Genomic DNA, 16813 nt, shown 5'->3' on the forward strand with positions numbered 1-16813 from the left:
CCGGCTGCCTAGAGTCTCTTCCATGGCATCCGCTCCCGGGTGCCGGGAGACAACACCATGGTCAGTCTGCACACCGCCTGCGGCGCGACGGCCTCCGACCTCGCGCAGACGCAGTACCTGCTCCGGTTCGAGTCGCTTTTTCATGCCGGCCGCGGCATGGCCTTCCCCTGCGACGCGCAGGGCCATGTGGACCTGGACGGCATGACCGAGCGGGCCCGCGAGAGCTACCTCTACGCCCGCGCCGTGATCGGCCGCGAATACGCCTTCCCGCAGGTGCTGTCGCTGGCCCACTGAGTCCGCCCATTGAGCCGGCCCGGCCGGCTGCGGGTATCGTCTCGGGTTTGGACTTGCCCGCCCGACCGACGATGAAGCTGCTGCTGGCCCCGATGGAGGGGCTGCTCGACGCCACCTTGCGTGACGTGCTGACCCGCGCGGGCGGCATCAGCCGCTGCGTCAGCGAGTTCATCCGCGTCACCGACACCCTGCTGCCCGAGCGGGTGTTCTTCCGCGTGATGCCGGAGCTGGCCGAGGGCGGCTGCACCCCGGCGGGCGTGCCGGTGCGCGGGCAGCTGCTGGGCTCCGACCCGGCCTGCCTGGCCGACAACGCCGCCCGCCTGGCCGGCCTCAGCCCCCACGGGGTGGACCTGAACTTCGGCTGCCCGGCCAAGGTGGTCAACCGCCATGGCGGCGGCGCCGCGCTGCTGGACGAGCCCGAGCTGATGCACCGCATCCTGCGCGAGGTCTGCCGCACCGTGCCGGCGGGCACCGTCGTCTCGGCCAAGATGCGGCTGGGCACCCAGGACGACGCCCGTGCCGTCGAATGCGCCCAGGCCCTGGTCGAGGGCGGGGCCATGGAACTGGTGGTGCACGGCCGCACCAAGCTGCAGGGCTACCGGCCGCCGGCCTACTGGGACCGCATCGGGGCCATCCGCGAGGCCGTGGCGGTGCCCGTGGTGGCCAACGGCGAGATCTGGACGGTGGACGATGCCCGCCGCTGCCAGGCCGAGAGCGGCTGCACCGACCTGATGCTGGGCCGCGGCATGGTCTGCGACCCGGGACTGGCTCTGGCCGTGCGGGCGGCCGTGGCGGGTGAGGGGGAGGCACTGGTCGGGCTGGACTGGGCCGCCCTGCAGCCCCTGCTGGCGGTCTTCTGGGATCGGGTGCGGCTGCACATCGTCCCGCGCCACCAGGCCGGCCGGCTCAAGCAATGGCTCAACCTGCTGCGCCGCTGCCACCCCGAAGCCGAGGCCGCCTACCAGGCCTGGCGCGGGGAGACCGACGGCCGCCGCATCGCGCTGGCGCTGCTGGGCCCGGAAGGCGCCGGCCCGGGCGGCGAGGGGCGCACGGCGGGGGGCCGGTACACTGCGGGGTCGCTCCCGTCCGGCGGAGCTTTCGTCCCAACGCATTCCCCGCGCCATGTCCCTGTCTTCCAAGGTCCCGGCGACCTCGGTGTTCGAACTCAAGAGCGCTGCGCTGACCGTCCTGGCGCTGCAACTCAAGACGCCTGACCTGGCGTCCCTGGCCGAGGCCCTGGCGGCCCGCTACGGCGCCACGCCGGGCCTGTTCGAGCACGAGCCGCTGTGCGTGGACCTCAGCCTGCTGCGCGACGAGGCCGAACTGCCCGACTTCGAGGGCCTGGTGGCGCTGCTGCGCCGCCATGGCTTCAACCCGATGGCGGCCCGCGGCGGCAACCCCGAGCAGATGGCCGCGGCGCTGAGCGCCGGCCTGGCCGAGGCCCCCGATGTGAGCCAGCCCCGCCCCGAGGCCGCGGCCGCTGTGGCCGCCGAGGCGCCGGCCGCGGTGCCCGAGGAGGCCGCCCCGGCCCAGGCCGAGCTGCCGCTGGCCGAGCCGGCCGAGGACCGCACGCCGTCACCCGCCGCCGAAGCCGCCGTCTCCGCGCCCGAGTCGGCCGAGCCCACCCCGGCGCCGGCCTGCGCGCCGGCCACCGTCATCATCGACAAGCCGCTGCGCTCGGGCCAGCAGGTCTATGCCCGCGGGGCCGACCTGATCGTGCTGGCCGTGGTGAGCTTCGGTGCCGAGGTGATCGCCGACGGCAGCATCCACGTGTACGCGCCGCTGCGCGGCCGGGCGATTGCCGGCGCACAGGGCGACACCCAGGCCCGCATCTTCGCCGCCTGCATGGAGCCGCAGCTGGTCTCCATCGCCGGCACCTGGCGTACCACCGAGGCGGGCCTGCCGCCCGAGGTGGCCGGCAAGCCCGCCCAGGTCCGCCTGGACGGGGACAAGCTGCTGTTCGAGCCCCTGAAGTTCTGACCCTTTTCGCAAAAGTTTTCCGAGAGATTCGAAAGGACCTGTACCGATGACCAAGATCGTCGTGGTGACCTCTGGCAAGGGAGGTGTGGGCAAGACCACCACATCGGCCAGCTTCGCCTCCGGCCTGGCCCTGCGCGGCTTCAAGACGGCCGTGATCGACTTCGACGTCGGCCTGCGCAACCTGGACCTGATCATGGGTTGCGAGCGCCGCGTGGTCTATGACCTGATCAACGTGATCCACAACGAGGCCAGCCTCAAGCAGGCGCTGATCAAGGACAAGCAGTGCGACAACCTGTTCGTGCTGGCCGCCTCGCAGACGCGTGACAAGGACGCGCTGACCCAGGAGGGCGTGGAGCGCGTGCTCAACGAGCTCAAGGAGATGGGCTTCGACTACATCGTCTGCGATTCGCCCGCGGGCATCGAGACCGGTGCGCTGATGGCCATGCACTTCGCCGACGAGGCCCTGGTGGTGACCAACCCCGAGGTCTCCTCGGTGCGCGACTCCGACCGCATCCTGGGCATCCTGGCCTCCAAGACCCAGCGCGCCATCTCCGGCGCCGAGCCGATCAAGGAGCATCTGCTGATCACCCGCTACAACCCCAACCGGGTGGTGGGCGGCCAGATGCTGTCGCTCGAAGACATCCAGGAGATCCTGCGCATCGAACTGATCGGCGTGATCCCCGAGTCGGAAAGCGTGCTGGAGGCCTCCAACCAGGGCCTGCCCGCGGTGCACCTGAAGGGCACCGACGTGTCCGAGGCCTACCAGGACGTGGTCGCCCGCTTCCTGGGCGAGGACAAACCCATGCGCTTCACCGACGCCGTCAAGCCCGGCTTCTTCAAGCGCATCTTCGGCGCGAGGTGATGCCCATGTCCTTCCTCTCCTTCCTGCTTGGCGAGAAGAAGACCACCGCCACCGTCGCCAAGGAGCGGCTGCAGATCATTCTGGCCCACGAGCGAAGCGGCCGCAGCGCCGCCACGCCCGACTACCTGCCCGCGTTGCAGCGCGAACTGGTGGCCGTGATCTCGAAGTACGTGAAGATCAACCCGGACGATCTGAAGGTCCAGCTCGAGCGCCAGGACAACCTGGAAGTGCTCGAGGTGAAGATCGAGCTGCCGGACAACCGCTGAGGCGATGTCGGCCGCCGGCGCCTGCGCCTCAGCAGGCGTCCAGCAGCGGCAGCAGCTCTTCTTCCCACTGGGCCAGGTCGCCCGGCGTGAGGTGCAGCCAGTCCAGGGCCCCGGTTTCGTGCCCGGCCCAGTCGGCATCCGGCGGCAGGCCCTCGTGGCGGCGCATCAGGTGCTCGGCCACCAGGCCGGCGGCCACCAGGGTGTGGGCCTCGGGTTCGGTGTCGGCGTCGCCCAGCATGTCCAGGTCGTGGTGGCGGCGGATGGCCACCATCACCTCCGGCGCCAGCTGCCACACCCGGGCCACCAGGGCCCCCACCACCGCGTGGTCGGTGCGGTGGTTGGCGTTCTCGGTGGCGATGTAGGAGCGGTCGATCCGCGCCGCCGCCTCCACCATGGTGCCCGCATAGCCGCGCAGGCTCTGCATCATCACCGGCATGCCCACATGGGCGAACAGGCCGTAGGTGTGGGCCAGGTCCACCGACAGGCCCGGCAGGTGATGGGCGATGTGGCCCATGGCCACCGCCCGCTTGGTGGAGCGTTCCCAGAAGCGCTGCAGCTGCGGGCTGTTGACCTTCAGCGTGGTGCGCACCAGGTAGGCCGTCATCTCCTGGGCGGTCTTCTGCAGGCCCAGGCGGGTCATGGCCTGGCCCACCGTGTGCACCGGCTGCCCCGGCGAAAACGCCGGGCTGTTGGCCAGCTTGATCAGCGCGGCCGACATGGCCACGTCGCTGGCGGCGATGCGGGCCACCTCGGTCAGGTCCGGCTCGGCCTGGGCCAGGGCCGAGCGCATGCGCGTCAGCAGCTCCGGGCAGGGCGGGATGACGATGGTCTTCAGCGGGCCGCTGCGATGGGCCTGGTCCAGCTCGTGGCGGACCTGCTGGGCGCGCGAGCGCGCGGGCGCGAGGGTGTCGTCGGTCATGTCTGCGTTCGGTGCGGCGTCATCACCTTATCGGCAGCTTCGGGAGGCACTGAAGGCTTCCCTGACATGATCGACAACCCGGGGTCTCAGGCGCCCAGGCCCAGCGCGGCGATGCCGGCCTTGGCGATCTGGGCGTCTTCGCTGGACTTCACGCCGCTCACGCCCACGGCACCGGCCACCTGGCCGTCGATCAGCACCGGCACGCCACCTTCGAGCATGCCTTCGATCTCCGGCGCGCTCAGGAAGGACACGCGGCCCTTGTTGATCATTTCCTCATAGACGATGCTCTCGCGGCGGCCCAGCGCGGCCGTGCGCGCCTTGGCCGGGGCGATGTGCGAGGACAGCGGCGCGGCACCGTCCAGGCGGTACATGCCCAGCAGGTGGCCGCCGTCGTCCACCACGGCAATGCTCACCGCCCACTGGTTGCGCTCGGCTTCGGCGCGGGCGGCGGACAGGATGGTGGCGACATCGGCGTGGCTCAGGCAGGGCTTGGTGTACATCGTGGTTTCCGTGGCAGGGTTGAACGGGCGGCCAGCCGGGCGGTCCGGCCGTCCTTCGAAAGATCCGGAAGTATCGCCGCGCCGGCCCAAGCCAGCACCGACAATCCGGTCATGTCTGTTTCACCGTCCACGCACAGCCCTGCGGCGGCGCAGCTGATGGCGCGCTTTCTGGGCGGCTACCCGCCCGAACTGCTGGGCCAGGTGCTGCCGGTGCTGGAAGCCGGCCGCCTGGGCGAGGCCCTGGCCCGCCGCCACCCTGAGTCGCACACCGTCCGCACCGACGCCGCCCTGTACGACTATGCGATGGACCTCAAGCAGCGCCACATGCGGCAGAGCGGCCCGGTGTCGCTGGTGGTCTATGACCCCAAGCTCAAGGTGCTGACCCAGGCGCTGGGCACCCACACCACCATCGCGCGGGTGCAAGGCGGCAAGCTCAAGGCCAAGCGCGAGATCCGTGTGGCCAGCCTGTTCCGCGAGGCGCCGGCCGATTTCCTGCGCATGATCGTCGTGCACGAGCTGGCCCACCTCAAGGAACGCGAGCACGACAAGGCCTTCTACGCCCTGTGCAGCCACATGGCGCCCGACTACCATCAGCTGGAATTCGACACCCGGCTGTGGTTGCTGGCCCAGGAATGGGCGCGACGCCAGCCCGCCGATCCCAGCCCGTCACCCGCCTGATTCACGAGGATTCCAAGGAGACCCGATGCCCGGACCCGCCCGCGCTGGCGCGCTGATCTATGCCAAGGACATGAACCGCCTGGCCGTCTTCTACGAGGCGGTGCTGGGCATGCGCACCCTGCACGCCACGGCCGAGCTGATGGTCATCGAATCGGCGGACTTCCAGATGGTCTTGCATGCGTTGCCGCCGACCTATGCCGAGCGGGTGCAGATCAGCACGCCGCCGCAGCCGCGCGAGGACACCGCGCTCAAGCTCTTCTTCACGGTCGAGAGCCTGGCCGAGGCCCGGGAGCGGGCCACCGCGCTGGGCGGCATCGTCTTCGACGACGAATGGGCCGGCCCGCGCTTCCGGGTGCGCAATGCCTGCGACCCGGAGGGCAATGTCTTCCAGCTGCGCGAGTTCTACGCCTGAGCCGCCTTCGGCACCGTTCAGCTTGCCGACAGGTCGGCCCCCCGGGGCGCCGGGACAATCTCCGGCATGGATGTCCTGTCGTTTCTGAAGATCGCCCTGCTGGCCGCCGTCCAGGGGGCGGCCGAGTTGCTGCCCGTGTCCAGTTCGGCCCACGTCATCGTGACCGAGAAGCTGCTGGGCCTGGACCCCACCGCGCCGGAGATGACGCTGCTGCTGGTCATGCTGCACACCGGCACCATGCTGGCGGTCGTTCTCTATTTCTGGCGCCAATGGCATGCCGCCTACTTCGCCACCGCCCAGCGCCGCCGCGATGGCCTCGTCAACGTGCTGCTGGCCACCCTGGCCACCGGGGTGGTGGGGCTGGCACTGCAGTCGCTCATCAAGCATGTGTTCGCGGCCAACGCGGACCACTTCGAGATCGAGCAGCTTTTCGGCAACGCCAAGCTGATGGCTGGCGCGCTGGCCGCCGCCGGCGTGCTCATCATCGCGTCGTCGCGCATTCCGCCGGGCCGGCGTGACGGGCTGTCGGCACGGGACTCGCTGTGGATCGGCGCGGTGCAGGGCCTGTGCCTGCCCTTCCGCGGCTTCTCCCGCTCGGGGGCCACCATCTCCACCGCCCTGGTGCAGGGCATGCGCCGCCAGCGCGCCGAGGAATTCAGCTTCGCCCTGGCCGTGGTGCTCACGCCTGCGGTGGTCGTGGAGGAGGTCTACCGCCTGTTCAGCCACCATGCCGCGGCCGGCGGGGCTCCGGCGCTGAACGGTGCGGCCGTGCTGCACCTGCTGGGCCCGGGCCTGCTGGGCATGGTGCTGAGCTTCGGTGTGGGCCTGCTGGCACTGCGCTGGCTGTCCAGCTGGCTCGAGGCCGGGCGCTGGCACCTGTTCGGTGCCTACTGCCTGCTGGCCTCGTTGGTGGTGCTCTGGGTGGGCTGAGCCCCGTTCGGTCGGGCTTCAGCCCTGCGCGCCGATGGCCGCATGCAGGGCCAGGAAGTCCTGCGTGAGCTTGTGTCGCGCGTCCAGGTGGATCAGCGGCAGGTTGCGCTCGTGGGACTCCTTCACCTTCACGCTGCTGCCCAGGTAGGGCTGCAGCACCGGCAGGCCCTCGTCCACCAGCTCCTGCACGATGCGCTGGGGCAGGCTGGCCCGGGGCTGGAACTGATTGACCACGATGCCGCTGACCTTCAGCGCCTCGTTGTGGTCGGACTGGATCTCCTGCACGTTCTCCAGCAGGGTGTAGAGCGCCCGGCGCGAGAAATCGTCGCAGTCGAAGGGGATCAGGCAACCCTCGGCCGCGATCAGCGCCGAGCGGGTGTAGAAGTTCAGCGCCGGCGGCGTGTCGATCCAGATCTCGTCGTAGCCGGCCTCCTGCAGCTCGGCCAGGGCGTCACGCAGCTTGTAGATCTTGTAGCGCGACTCCAGCTTGCCGTGCATGTCGTCCAGCGCCGGGCTGGAGGCCATCAGGTCCAGGCCCTCGAAGGGCGTCGGGGTGATGAACTCGTCCAGCGTGGGCGTGCGCACGCTGAACTTGAGCTGCTGCTCGAAGAAGTCGGCCACGCCGGCCGGGGCCTCGTCGGCCGCCTCGCCCAGCAGGTAGCGGGTGGAATTGCCCTGGGGGTCCAGGTCCACCAGCAGGGTGCGCAGGCCCTGACTGGCGCTGATGGCGGCCAGGTTGCTGGCGATGGTGGATTTGCCCACACCGCCTTTTTGATTGAACACCACGTATCGCATGTGACTGTCTCCTGTGGGGGCGCCACGTGTCGGGTCGGCTGCCCTGGCGCAGGCTCGATTGTGCACCGCAACAAGGGCTGTCCGGCTCCCGTTCACCCCCGGTGAGCGCAAATGATGGCAAGACAGGGCGGGGGACAATGTGCGCCAGAACCTTCGGAGCCCCCCCATGGAAGACACTTTCCGCCAGCAGGTGCTGGACGACACCCTGGACTGGCTGGACAAGGCCGTCATCGGCCTGAACCTGTGCCCCTTTGCCAAGAGCGTGCGGGTCAAGGGCCAGGTGCGCACCGTGGTGAGCGAGGCCACCACCCCCGAGGCCCTGCACGAGCAACTGGTGACCGAGCTGCGCCACCTGGCCGAGGTGGACCCGGAGGTGACCGACACCACGCTGCTGGTGCACCCCTTGGTGCTGCAGGACTTCCTGGATTTCAACGACTTCCTGGACGAGGCCGATGCGGCGCTGGAGGCGCTGGAGCTGGACGGCACGCTGCAGATTGCCAGCTTCCACCCGCAGTTCCAGTTTGCCGGCACCGACATCGACGACGTCTCGAACTTCACCAACCGTTCGCCCTATCCGACGCTGCACCTGATCCGCGAGTCCAGCATCGACCGTGCGGTGGAGGCCTTCCCGGAGGCCGAGGCCATCTACGAGCGCAACATCGAGACGCTGGAGCGTCTGGGGCTGGACGGTTGGCGGCAGCTCTTCCCGGCCAAGAAGGACTGAGCCGATCGGCAGGGCGGCGTCCTTACAATCGCCCGCCATCCTGCCCCGGCGTGCGTGCCCGGGCGCTCACTTCAGCCTGCCGCCGCCAACGTGTCCGATCGCCTCGCCGTCCTGCCCCAGTACCTGCTGCCCAAGCGGGCCCTCACGTCCTTTGCCGGCTGGGTGGCCGGCGGCCGCTGGGGCGTCATCACCACCGGCATCATCCGGCGTTTCATCCGCCGCTATGGCGTGAACATGGACGAGGCGGTGCAGCCCGACCCGGCCGCTTACGCCAGCTTCAACGACTTCTTCACCCGCGCCCTGAAGCCCGGGGCCCGCCCGCTGGCGCAGGCCGACCTGATCTGCCCGGTGGATGGCGCCATCAGCCAGTTCGGCCCGCTGCAGCGCGACCAGCTGCTGCAGGCCAAGGGCCACCACTACAGCAGCACCGCCCTGGTGGGGGGGGACGCGGCGCTGGCCGCGCGCTTCGACCACGGGCACTTCGCCTGCCTGTACCTGAGCCCGCGCGACTACCACCGCATCCACATGCCTTGCGATGGCCGGCTCACCCGCATGATCCATGTGCCGGGCGAGCTGTTCTCGGTCAACCCCACCACGGCCCGCGGCGTGCCGGGGCTGTTCGCCCGCAACGAGCGGGTGGTCTGCGTGTTCGAAGGGGCGCACGGCCCCTTCGTGCTGGTGCTGGTGGGCGCCACCATCGTCGGCAGCATGGCCACCGTCTGGCACGGCGTGGTCAACCCGCCGCGGCCGGGCCAGGTGCGCGAATGGCGTTACGACGACAGCGCCGCGCCCGTGCGGCTGCGCCAGGGCGAGGAGATGGGCCGCTTCCTGCTGGGCTCCACGGTGGTGATGCTGTTTCCCGAGGGGCCGCTGCAGTTCAACCCCGGCTGGGCGCCGGGCGGGGCCATCCGCCTGGGTGAGGCGATGGCCCGCCGGGGTTGAAACCCCGCGCGCCTGCCCTCAGGGTAATGCCCCGCCCCAGAGGGCCAGCCTGACCTCTACGATGGCCCGCCGCTTCCCAGGCGGCGTGCCTCAGCAATTCAGAACAACAGGGCCTGTCGCCTGGTGAGTGCGGTTTCATCCACTCGGGAAGACAAGCCATGACAACCTTTGCCCACCTTCGGGCGCGGGGCGTGGCGGTGCTGTTGGCCGCGCTGACCCTTGCATCTGCATCCACCACCGCCACGGCCGCCGTGGCCCTGCCGCAGCTGAACATCGACACGAGCCAGATCACCGTCTCGGGCCTGTCCTCGGGGGGCTTCATGGCCAATCAGCTGGGCTATGCCTATTCGGGCACCTTCAAGGGGGTGGGGGTGTTTGCCGGCGGGTCCTACATGTGCGCGGGCCACAGCAACTACACCGCCTGCATGTACAACGCCAGCATCTCCAGCAGCATGCTCAGCACCCTGCAGGCGGACCTGAACAACTGGAGTGGCACCGCCATCGACCCCCTGGCCAACGTGGCCGGGCAGAAGGTGTTCATGTTCGTGGGCACCAGCGACACCACGGTAGGCCCCAAGCCCATGAACGCGGTGCAGACGCAGTACACCAACAACGGCGTGCTGGCCGCCAACCTGAGTTATGTGCAGCGCAGCGGCACGGCGCATGTGTTTCCGACCGACTTTGCCGCCACCGGCAACAACAGCTGCGGCACCAGCGCCTCGCCCTACATCGCCAACTGCAGCTATGACGGCGCCAAGGCGGTGCTCAGCCAGTTCTACGGCACGCTCAAGGCCCGCAACGATGCACCGGCCACGGCCAATTACATCGAGTTCGACCAGACGCCTTTCACTGCGGGCAACCCCGGCATGGCCGCCACCGGCTGGCTCTATGTGCCGGCCAACTGCGCCAGCGGGGCGGTGTGCCGCCTGCATGTGGCCCTGCATGGCTGCCAGCAGAACGCCGCCACCATCGGCGACAAGTTCCTGAAGAACACCGGCTACACCCGCTGGGCCGACACCAACAGCATCGTCGTGCTCTTCCCTCAGACCAAGGTGGACAACACCGCCCGCAGCACCGCTGCCAGCGGCTCGCTGGCCAACCCCAACGGCTGCTGGGACTGGGTGGGCTGGTACGGCGGCAACTTCGCCCAGCGCGCCGGCACGCAGATGCAGGCCATCAAGGCCATGGTGGATCAGGTGGCTTCCGGCTCGGGCGGTGGTGGCGGCGGAGGCGCGCTGCCTGCGCCCGCTGGGCTGGTGGCTTCTGGGGCCTCCGACACCACCATGACCCTTGGCTGGAACGCAGTCAGTGGCGCGGCGGGCTACCACGTGTTCCGCAACGGCGTGCAGGTGGACAGCACGGCCATCACCGGCACCAGCTATGTGGACAGCGGCCTGTCGCCCGCCACCACCTACAGCTGGACCGTGGCCGCCCTGGACAGCGGCGGCGCGCAGGGTGCGCTCTCGGCCGCGGTCAGCGCCACCACCACCGGGGCCGCTGCCGCCTGCTTCACTGCCAGCAACTACGCCCACACCACGGCCGGCCGGGCCCACCAAAGCGGCGGCTACGCCTATGCCAACGGCTCCAACCAGAACATGGGCCTGTGGAACGTCTTCGTCACCACCACGCTGAAGCAGACGGGGGCGAACTACTACGTCATCGGCAGTTGTCCCTGAGGCCCGTCCCCCTGGAGGGGGGCGATGAATGGCTGCATTTCGAGCAGGAGAAGCGCACCTTCTTCGGGTCGCAGTCACGGCCCGGCCCGACCGCCCGTGCTTCGAGAGGCACCGCGATCCCATGCCACGAGACTTCTCGGACAGAATCAGCCGACATGACGCACACTTCTGCCGAGATGCACGCCTACTACGCGGCGCGCGCACCGTATTACGACGCCGTGTACCTCAAGCCAGAGCGCCAGGACGACATCGCCTTTCTGCGCCGCCACCTGCCAGAGCGCCTGCAGGGGCGGGACGTGCTGGAAGTGGCCTGTGGCACAGGCTACTGGACGCAGCACATCGCGCCCCTCGCCCGTCGGATGGTGGCCACCGACGGCACCGAGGAGCCGCTTGAATTTGCACGCCTGAGGCCGGGAACCGAAGCCGTCGCCTTCGGCCTGGCTGACGCCTATGAGCTGCCCGAGGAACTGGGCCAGTTCAACGCGGCGTTCGCGGGCCTGTGGTTGTCCCATGTGCCGGTTCAGGCGCGCCACGCCTTTCTGCGCAGCCTGCATCGGCGCCTGAGCCCCGGTGCCCGGGTGCTGTTCATCGACAACAGCACGGTGCAGTTGCAGGACTTTCCGATCGAGGAAACGGATGCCGAGGGCAACACCTACCAGCACCGTCCTCTGCGGGATGGCTCCGTCCACCGGGTGCTGAAGAACTTTCCCACCGAGGCCGAGTTGCGCGCCCTGATTCGTCCCGTTGCCTCCGCGTGCACCTTCCAGTCACTGGACAACTTCTGGTGGCTGGAATACGAGTTCAATGGCGTGATCGCCTGACGGGGCGGCGCATGCGCATCCACATCACCGGCGCGTCGGGGGCGGGGTCTTCCACGCTGGCCATCGCCCTGGCACGCCAGTTGGGCTGGCGCTGTCTGGATGGTGACGACTACTTCTGGCTGCGGCCCGAGCCGCCCTTCGAGGCCCGGCGGGCGCCGCAGGAGCGGCTGGCGCTGCTGCTGTCGGACATGGCCGAGGCTGGCGATGTCGTGCTGGCGGGTTCGGTCGATGGCTGGGGTCAGGAGCTGGAAGACGCCTTCGACCTGATCGTGCTTCTTCGCCTGGGTGCGGACCTCCGCCTCCAACGGCTGCGCGCGCGGGAGATGCAGCGCTTCGGGGCCGTTGATGCCGACTTCCTTGCCTGGGCTGCTCAGTACGACACCGGCACTCTGGAGGGCCGTTCGCTGTCCCGCCAGCAAGAGTGGCTGGCCGCCCGATCCTGTCCGGTGCTGGTCATGGAGGGGGATCTCTCGGTTGAGGAGCGGATGCGCAGGGTGCTGGACTGTCTGAAAATCATCGAGCCATGCACTCAAAAGGATTCCCGCCGTGACGCATCTCTTTGAAAAGTCCCGAGCCGTTGCCGTCGGCCTTGTGGTGACTGTCGTGGGCCTCGGCCCTGTGCGTGAGGCCATGGCTGTCACGCCGTCATTCCCGTCAGAAGACCCGAGCGAGCAGAGCGCTGCGTTGGCCGCGCAACAAGAGATGCTGAGCGACCTCAAGGGCAAGCTGGCGGCGCAGAGCCAGCTTCTGCATGCGCAGCGGGAGACGCTGGCCGCGCAGTCTCAGATGCTGGGCGAGCAGCGAAAGGTACTGGCCGTGCAGCCGCATGTCGCGGCATCGGTCCAGGAGGGCCAGCAGCCATCCCTGCCGACCGAGCCATGAGAAGTCCGTGGGTGAACGAGCCTGTGAGATGGTTCGCCGTCGGTCTGCTGGCGTTGGTTTGGGGGCCGCAACTGGCCTTGGCGGAGGCCAGGTCTTGTGCCAGCCAGATGGGTTCGTCCATGGCCGCGCAGTTGGTCAAGCAATGCTTGGCGGTGTCCCCCGCGACGCATCCGCCATGCCATGCCAGCAACCCTTGCGACTTGATCGTCGATGAGATCGACCGGTCCTGCGGCTTGCTGGGAGCGCCAGCACAGCGACCGGCCTTTTGTGCCACGTCGCCTCAGAAATCAGGACAGGTGACGGGCGTGCTGCTGAGCGGCGGTGGGGTGGACGATTGGCGCATCGTGGTGCTGACCGACGGTGGCCAGCGGGTCCAGGCGTATTGCGATGGACACTGCGGGGCGGATTGGTTTGTCGCGGACAAGGACGACGTTGCCACACTGAGAGGCAGCCTGCAGGGCCGCCGTGTGACGCTGACGGTGGCCATCGAGCCGAATCGCTCGCGCGTGGCAGGGGCTGGCGACGACGACAAGCTGGCCTTTGTGAAGGCGCTCAAGCTGTCTGGTTCCCCGGATCAGTGAGATTGCCGAAAGGCGTTGCTTCAGTGCTCCGCGGCCCCGGCGCGTTGCCACGCCGCCTTGGTGAGCGAATGCGTCGCCAAGCTCATGCCATACCAAGGTTCGAGCCCACGAAACTGCATGCCGAGGCGGTCCATGACCCGTCCCGAGGCGACGTTGTCCGGGTGACGAACGGCCAGGAGTTCCGCGGCTGACAAGTCGTTGAATGCAAACGCCGTCATGCGTTCTGCCGCCTCGCTGGCCAGGCCACGGCGCCAGAAGTCCGGATGCAGGCGCCAGCCCAGCTCCAGAGGATTGGACCGAAGGGTCTCCAGGTCGGTGGGCGGTGCCGCCTCTCGGCGCAGGTGCTGGACTGCGCCCGCACCGGCAAGGCGGCCACTTTGCAGCTCGATCAGCGCCCACCAGCTCGTTCCCCAGGCGGCCCAGCAGCGCTGCACCCGGGCGATCATCTCTGCCGTCTGTTCGCGCGTCTCGGGCTCACCCGAGATGTAGCGCATCACCTCCGGGCGCGAGTTCATTGCGTGAAGTCCGTCGAGATGACGTTCGCTGAGAGGTTCCAGGCGGAGTCGTTCGGTGAACAGGACTGTCATGGTGACCGGCGCCCCTCAGGCGCCCCGCTTGGCCAGCAGCGCCCGCGCCGTGCGCGAGCCGTTGGCCTGGCCCAGCGCGTCGCGGATGAAGGCGCCGGCGTCGATCAGGGCGTCCAGGTCGATGCCGGTGTCGATGCCCAGGCCGTGCAGCAGGTAGACCACGTCCTCGGTGGCCACGTTGCCGGTGGCGCCCTTGGCGTAGGGGCAGCCGCCCAGGCCGGAGACGCTGGCGTCGAAGGTGTGGATGCCCAGCTCCAGGCTGGCGTAGACATTGGCCAGGGCCATGCCGTAGGTGTCGTGGAAATGCCCGCTCACCTCCGCCAGCGGGTAGTGGCGCAGCGCGGCTTCCAGCGCGCGCTGCACCTGGCGCGGGGTGCCCACGCCGATGGTGTCGGCCACGCCCACGTGCTGCACGCCGATCTCCGCCATCAGCCGGGCCACCAGTTCGACCCGCTCGGGGGCAATGGCGCCCTCGTAGGGGCAGCCCACCGCGCAGGAGATGGCGCCGCGCACCTTGACGCCCGCGGCGCGGGCGGCCGCCACCACCGGTGCGAAGCGCTCGATGGATTCGGCGATGGAGCAGTTGATGTTCTTCTGGCTGAAGGCCTCGCTGGCGGCGCCGAAGACGACGATCTCGTCCGGCTGCGTGGCGGTGGCCGCTTCCCAGCCCTTCAGGTTGGGCGTCAGCACCGCGTAGCGCACGCCCGCCTTACGCTGAAGGCCGGCCATCACCTCGGCGTTGTCGGCCATCTGCGGCACCCACTTGGGGCTGACGAAGCTGGTGACCTCGATCTCGCGCAGGCCGGCGGCCTGCAGGCGGTGGACCAGCTCGATCTTGGTGGCGGCCGGGACGGTCTGCTTCTCGTTCTGCAGGCCGTCGCGCGGGCCCACCTCGACCAGGGTGACGCGGGCGGGGAGGTTGGCGGTGCTCATGGCGCTCATTCTCCGGCCAGTGTGAGCAGCGCGGCGCCTTCGCTCACCTGGTCGCCCACGGCATAGAGCAACTCGCCCACCACGCCGTCGCGCGGGGCGTGCAGGGTGTGTTCCATCTTCATCGCCTCCATCACCGCCAGCGGCTGGCCGGCCGTCACGGTGGCACCGGCCTGCACCAGCAGGGCGACCACCTTGCCGGGCATGGGCGCGGTCAGCGAGCCGCCGCCGCCGGCCTGGTCGGCGGCGTGGGCGATGGGGTCGTACTCGCTCAGTTCCAGGCTGCCGTGCTCGCCGAACACCGCCAGCGTTTCGCCCGCGGCGTGCACGGCCAGCACATGGCGCTGGCCGGCCAGCAGCACTTCGTAGCGGTCCTCACCCAAGGCGCGCCAGCCCAGGGGCCAGTGCTGCTCGCCCAGGCTCAGGCGCAGCGCGCCGTCGTGCAGGCGCGCCAGCGTGAAGCCGTGGTGCTCGCCGCCCAGGGCCAAGTCGATGCGGCGGCGCGCGCCACCGTGCAGGCGCCAGCCGTCGCGCCGGCTCCAGGGGTCGCTGCCTTCCAGCGTCTGCTCGTGGCGCAGCTGGTGGGCCACCACGCCCGCGGCGGCCACCTCCAGCGGCAGGCCGGCGTGGCCGAACAGGGCGGGGCGCTCGCGCTCGATCAGCGCGGTGTCCAGGTCGGCGGTGGCGAAGGCGCGGCTGCCCACCACGCGGCGCAGGAAGGCCACGTTGGTGGCCAGGCCGACGATGCGGGTGTCGCGCAGCGCGGCGTCCAGCCGGGCCAGGGCCTGGGCGCGGTCTTCGCCCCAGACGATGAGCTTGGCCACCATCGAGTCGTAGTGCGGGCTGATGGCGTCGCCTTCGCGCACGCCGGCATCCACCCGCACCGGGGCGGGCGTCAGCGCATCGCCCCCGCGCTGGAAGGCCACGTGGGCGGGCCAGCGCAGCACCTGCAGCGTGCCGGTGGCGGGCAGGAAGCCGGCGTCCGGGTTCTCGGCGCAGATGCGGGCCTCGATGGCGTGGCCGTGGATGCGCAGCTCGTCCTGCCGGCGCGGCAGCGGCTGACCGGCGGCCACGCGCAGCTGCCACTCCACCAGGTCCAGGCCGGTGATGGCCTCGGTCACCGGATGTTCCACCTGCAGGCGGGTGTTCATCTCCATGAAGTAGAAGCGGATGTCGCCGTCGTCACGCTCCTCGGCGATGAACTCCACCGTGCCCGCGCCCACATAGCCCACGGCCTGGGCGGCGGCCACGGCGGCGGCGCCCATCTCGGCGCGGCGCTCGGCCGACAGGCCGGGGGCGGGGGCCTCTTCCAGCACCTTCTGGTGGCGGCGCTGCACCGAGCAGTCGCGCTCGAACAGGTAGACGCACTGGCCCTGGGTGTCGGCGAAGACCTGGATCTCGATGTGGCGCGGGCGGGTGACGTAGCGCTCCACCAGCACATGGTCGTTGCCGAAGCTGGCGGCGGCCTCGCGCTGGCAGGAGACCAGGGCGGCGACGAAGTCCTCGGCGCGATCCACCCGGCGCATGCCGCGGCCACCGCCGCCGGCGCTGGCCTTGATCAGCACCGGAAAGCCGATGGCCTCGGCCTGGCCCAGCAGGAACTGCGGGTCGTTGTTGTCACCGTGGTAGCCGGGCACCAGCGGCACGCCGGCCTCGGCCATCAGGGCCTTGGCGGCGGCCTTGCTGCCCATGGCGGCAATGGCCTCCGGCGGCGGGCCGATGAAGACCAGGCCGGCGGCGGCGCAGGCACGGGCGAAGTCCTCGTTCTCGCTCAGAAAGCCGTAGCCCGGGTGCACGGCCTGGGCGCCGGTGGCCTTGGCCGCGTCGAGGATGCGCTGCCACTGCAGGTAACTGTCCTTGGCAGCGTGACCGCCGATGGGCACCGCCTCGTCGCAGGCGCCCACATGGGCGGCCTGGGCGTCGGCCTCGGAATAGACGGCCACGGTGCGCACGCCCAGGCGGCGCGCGGTCTGGGCCACGCGGCAGGCGATTTCGCCTCGGTTCGCAATGAGAATTTTCTTGAACATGGTGCCT

Annotated in this window: 21 protein-coding genes; 15 read left to right on the forward strand and 6 right to left on the reverse strand. The window is 69.8% G+C overall.

What is annotated here, in order from left to right:
* Window positions 1–57 precede the first annotated feature (57 nt).
* The 5 genes from LRM40_RS06325 to minE all read left to right on the forward strand — a co-directional run bounded on the left by LRM40_RS06325 (window position 58) and on the right by minE (window position 3402).
* Complete coding sequence (locus LRM40_RS06325; RefSeq protein ID WP_151125882.1) at window positions 58–294, forward strand: hypothetical protein; 237 nt, start codon at window positions 58–60, stop codon at window positions 292–294.
* Between the two features lie 71 nt (window positions 295–365).
* The gene (locus LRM40_RS06330; protein ID WP_151125881.1) at window positions 366–1508 is read left to right on the forward strand and encodes a tRNA dihydrouridine synthase; all 1143 of its coding nucleotides are present in this window, start codon (window positions 366–368) and stop codon (window positions 1506–1508) included.
* Window positions 1417–2274 (forward strand): septum site-determining protein MinC, encoded by an 858-nt coding sequence (minC, locus tag LRM40_RS06335; protein ID WP_231067753.1) that lies wholly within the window; start codon window positions 1417–1419, stop codon window positions 2272–2274. The genes LRM40_RS06330 and minC overlap by 92 nt, the downstream gene beginning before the upstream one ends.
* Before the next feature lie 46 nt (window positions 2275–2320).
* Window positions 2321–3136 (forward strand): septum site-determining protein MinD, encoded by an 816-nt coding sequence (minD, locus tag LRM40_RS06340; RefSeq protein ID WP_022981979.1) that lies wholly within the window; start codon window positions 2321–2323, stop codon window positions 3134–3136.
* Window positions 3137–3141: 5 nt separating this feature from the next.
* Window positions 3142–3402, forward strand: a complete 261-nt coding sequence (minE, locus tag LRM40_RS06345) for a cell division topological specificity factor MinE (protein WP_026096932.1) — start codon at window positions 3142–3144, stop codon at window positions 3400–3402.
* 28 nt (window positions 3403–3430) lie between these two features.
* Here minE and LRM40_RS06350 read toward each other — a convergent pair whose 3' ends face one another.
* On the reverse strand, window positions 3431–4321 hold the full coding sequence (locus tag LRM40_RS06350) for an HDOD domain-containing protein (RefSeq protein WP_151125462.1): 891 nt from the start codon (window positions 4319–4321) through the stop codon (window positions 3431–3433).
* Between the two features lie 86 nt (window positions 4322–4407).
* Window positions 4408–4821, reverse strand: coding sequence for a GlcG/HbpS family heme-binding protein (locus LRM40_RS06355; protein ID WP_151125461.1), 414 nt, complete (start codon window positions 4819–4821; stop codon window positions 4408–4410).
* A gap of 111 nt (window positions 4822–4932) precedes the next feature.
* Between LRM40_RS06355 and LRM40_RS06360 the strand changes: the two genes are divergently transcribed.
* The 3 genes from LRM40_RS06360 (at window position 4933) to LRM40_RS06370 (ending at window position 6841) form a co-directional block, all read left to right on the forward strand.
* On the forward strand, window positions 4933–5499 hold the full coding sequence (locus tag LRM40_RS06360) for a M48 metallopeptidase family protein (protein WP_231067754.1): 567 nt from the start codon (window positions 4933–4935) through the stop codon (window positions 5497–5499).
* A 25-nt stretch (window positions 5500–5524) separates the two neighbouring features.
* On the forward strand, window positions 5525–5911 hold the full coding sequence (locus LRM40_RS06365) for a VOC family protein (protein ID WP_151125460.1): 387 nt from the start codon (window positions 5525–5527) through the stop codon (window positions 5909–5911).
* A gap of 75 nt (window positions 5912–5986) precedes the next feature.
* Complete coding sequence (locus LRM40_RS06370) at window positions 5987–6841, forward strand: undecaprenyl-diphosphate phosphatase (protein ID WP_151125465.1); 855 nt, start codon at window positions 5987–5989, stop codon at window positions 6839–6841.
* A gap of 18 nt (window positions 6842–6859) precedes the next feature.
* On the opposite strand, the gene LRM40_RS06375 is transcribed toward LRM40_RS06370, so the two are convergent.
* Window positions 6860–7636: a ParA family protein gene (locus LRM40_RS06375; protein ID WP_151125459.1), complete on the reverse strand. Its 777-nt coding sequence runs from the start codon at window positions 7634–7636 to the stop codon at window positions 6860–6862.
* Between the two features lie 166 nt (window positions 7637–7802).
* Here LRM40_RS06375 and LRM40_RS06380 point away from each other — a divergent pair, with 166 nt between their 5' ends.
* The 7 genes from LRM40_RS06380 to LRM40_RS06410 all read left to right on the forward strand — a co-directional run bounded on the left by LRM40_RS06380 (window position 7803) and on the right by LRM40_RS06410 (window position 13262).
* Window positions 7803–8360: a DUF1415 domain-containing protein gene (locus LRM40_RS06380; RefSeq protein WP_151125458.1), complete on the forward strand. Its 558-nt coding sequence runs from the start codon at window positions 7803–7805 to the stop codon at window positions 8358–8360.
* A gap of 90 nt (window positions 8361–8450) precedes the next feature.
* Window positions 8451–9302 carry an archaetidylserine decarboxylase gene (gene asd / locus LRM40_RS06385; protein ID WP_151125457.1) on the forward strand — a complete coding sequence of 284 codons (852 nt, stop codon included), beginning with the start codon at window positions 8451–8453 and terminating at the stop codon, window positions 9300–9302.
* 158 nt (window positions 9303–9460) lie between these two features.
* Complete coding sequence (locus tag LRM40_RS06390; protein WP_151125456.1) at window positions 9461–10978, forward strand: extracellular catalytic domain type 2 short-chain-length polyhydroxyalkanoate depolymerase; 1518 nt, start codon at window positions 9461–9463, stop codon at window positions 10976–10978.
* A 155-nt stretch (window positions 10979–11133) separates the two neighbouring features.
* Window positions 11134–11799 carry a class I SAM-dependent methyltransferase gene (locus LRM40_RS06395; protein ID WP_231067755.1) on the forward strand — a complete coding sequence of 222 codons (666 nt, stop codon included), beginning with the start codon at window positions 11134–11136 and terminating at the stop codon, window positions 11797–11799.
* Between the two features lie 11 nt (window positions 11800–11810).
* Window positions 11811–12362, forward strand: coding sequence for an AAA family ATPase (locus LRM40_RS06400; RefSeq protein WP_211373045.1), 552 nt, complete (start codon window positions 11811–11813; stop codon window positions 12360–12362).
* A complete protein-coding gene (locus LRM40_RS06405; protein ID WP_151125455.1) occupies window positions 12346–12681 on the forward strand; it encodes a hypothetical protein in 336 nt (111 codons plus the stop codon). Before LRM40_RS06400 ends, LRM40_RS06405 begins: the two co-directional genes overlap by 17 nt.
* Window positions 12682–12692: 11 nt before the next feature.
* Window positions 12693–13262 (forward strand): hypothetical protein, encoded by a 570-nt coding sequence (locus LRM40_RS06410; protein ID WP_151125454.1) that lies wholly within the window; start codon window positions 12693–12695, stop codon window positions 13260–13262.
* Between the two features lie 20 nt (window positions 13263–13282).
* On the opposite strand, the gene LRM40_RS06415 is transcribed toward LRM40_RS06410, so the two are convergent.
* Genes LRM40_RS06415 through LRM40_RS06425 form a run of 3 tightly spaced genes read right to left on the reverse strand, consistent with a single transcriptional unit; the run spans window position 13283 to window position 16806 of the window.
* On the reverse strand, window positions 13283–13849 hold the full coding sequence (locus LRM40_RS06415) for a GNAT family N-acetyltransferase (RefSeq protein ID WP_151125453.1): 567 nt from the start codon (window positions 13847–13849) through the stop codon (window positions 13283–13285).
* Between the two features lie 15 nt (window positions 13850–13864).
* A complete protein-coding gene (locus LRM40_RS06420; protein WP_151125452.1) occupies window positions 13865–14782 on the reverse strand; it encodes a hydroxymethylglutaryl-CoA lyase in 918 nt (305 codons plus the stop codon).
* Between the two features lie 5 nt (window positions 14783–14787).
* A complete protein-coding gene (locus LRM40_RS06425) occupies window positions 14788–16806 on the reverse strand; it encodes an acetyl/propionyl/methylcrotonyl-CoA carboxylase subunit alpha (protein ID WP_151125451.1) in 2019 nt (672 codons plus the stop codon).
* Window positions 16807–16813 lie beyond the last annotated feature (7 nt).

The sequence above is a fragment of the Ideonella dechloratans genome (assembly GCF_021049305.1).
GTDB lineage: Bacteria > Pseudomonadota > Gammaproteobacteria > Burkholderiales > Burkholderiaceae_C > Ideonella > Ideonella dechloratans.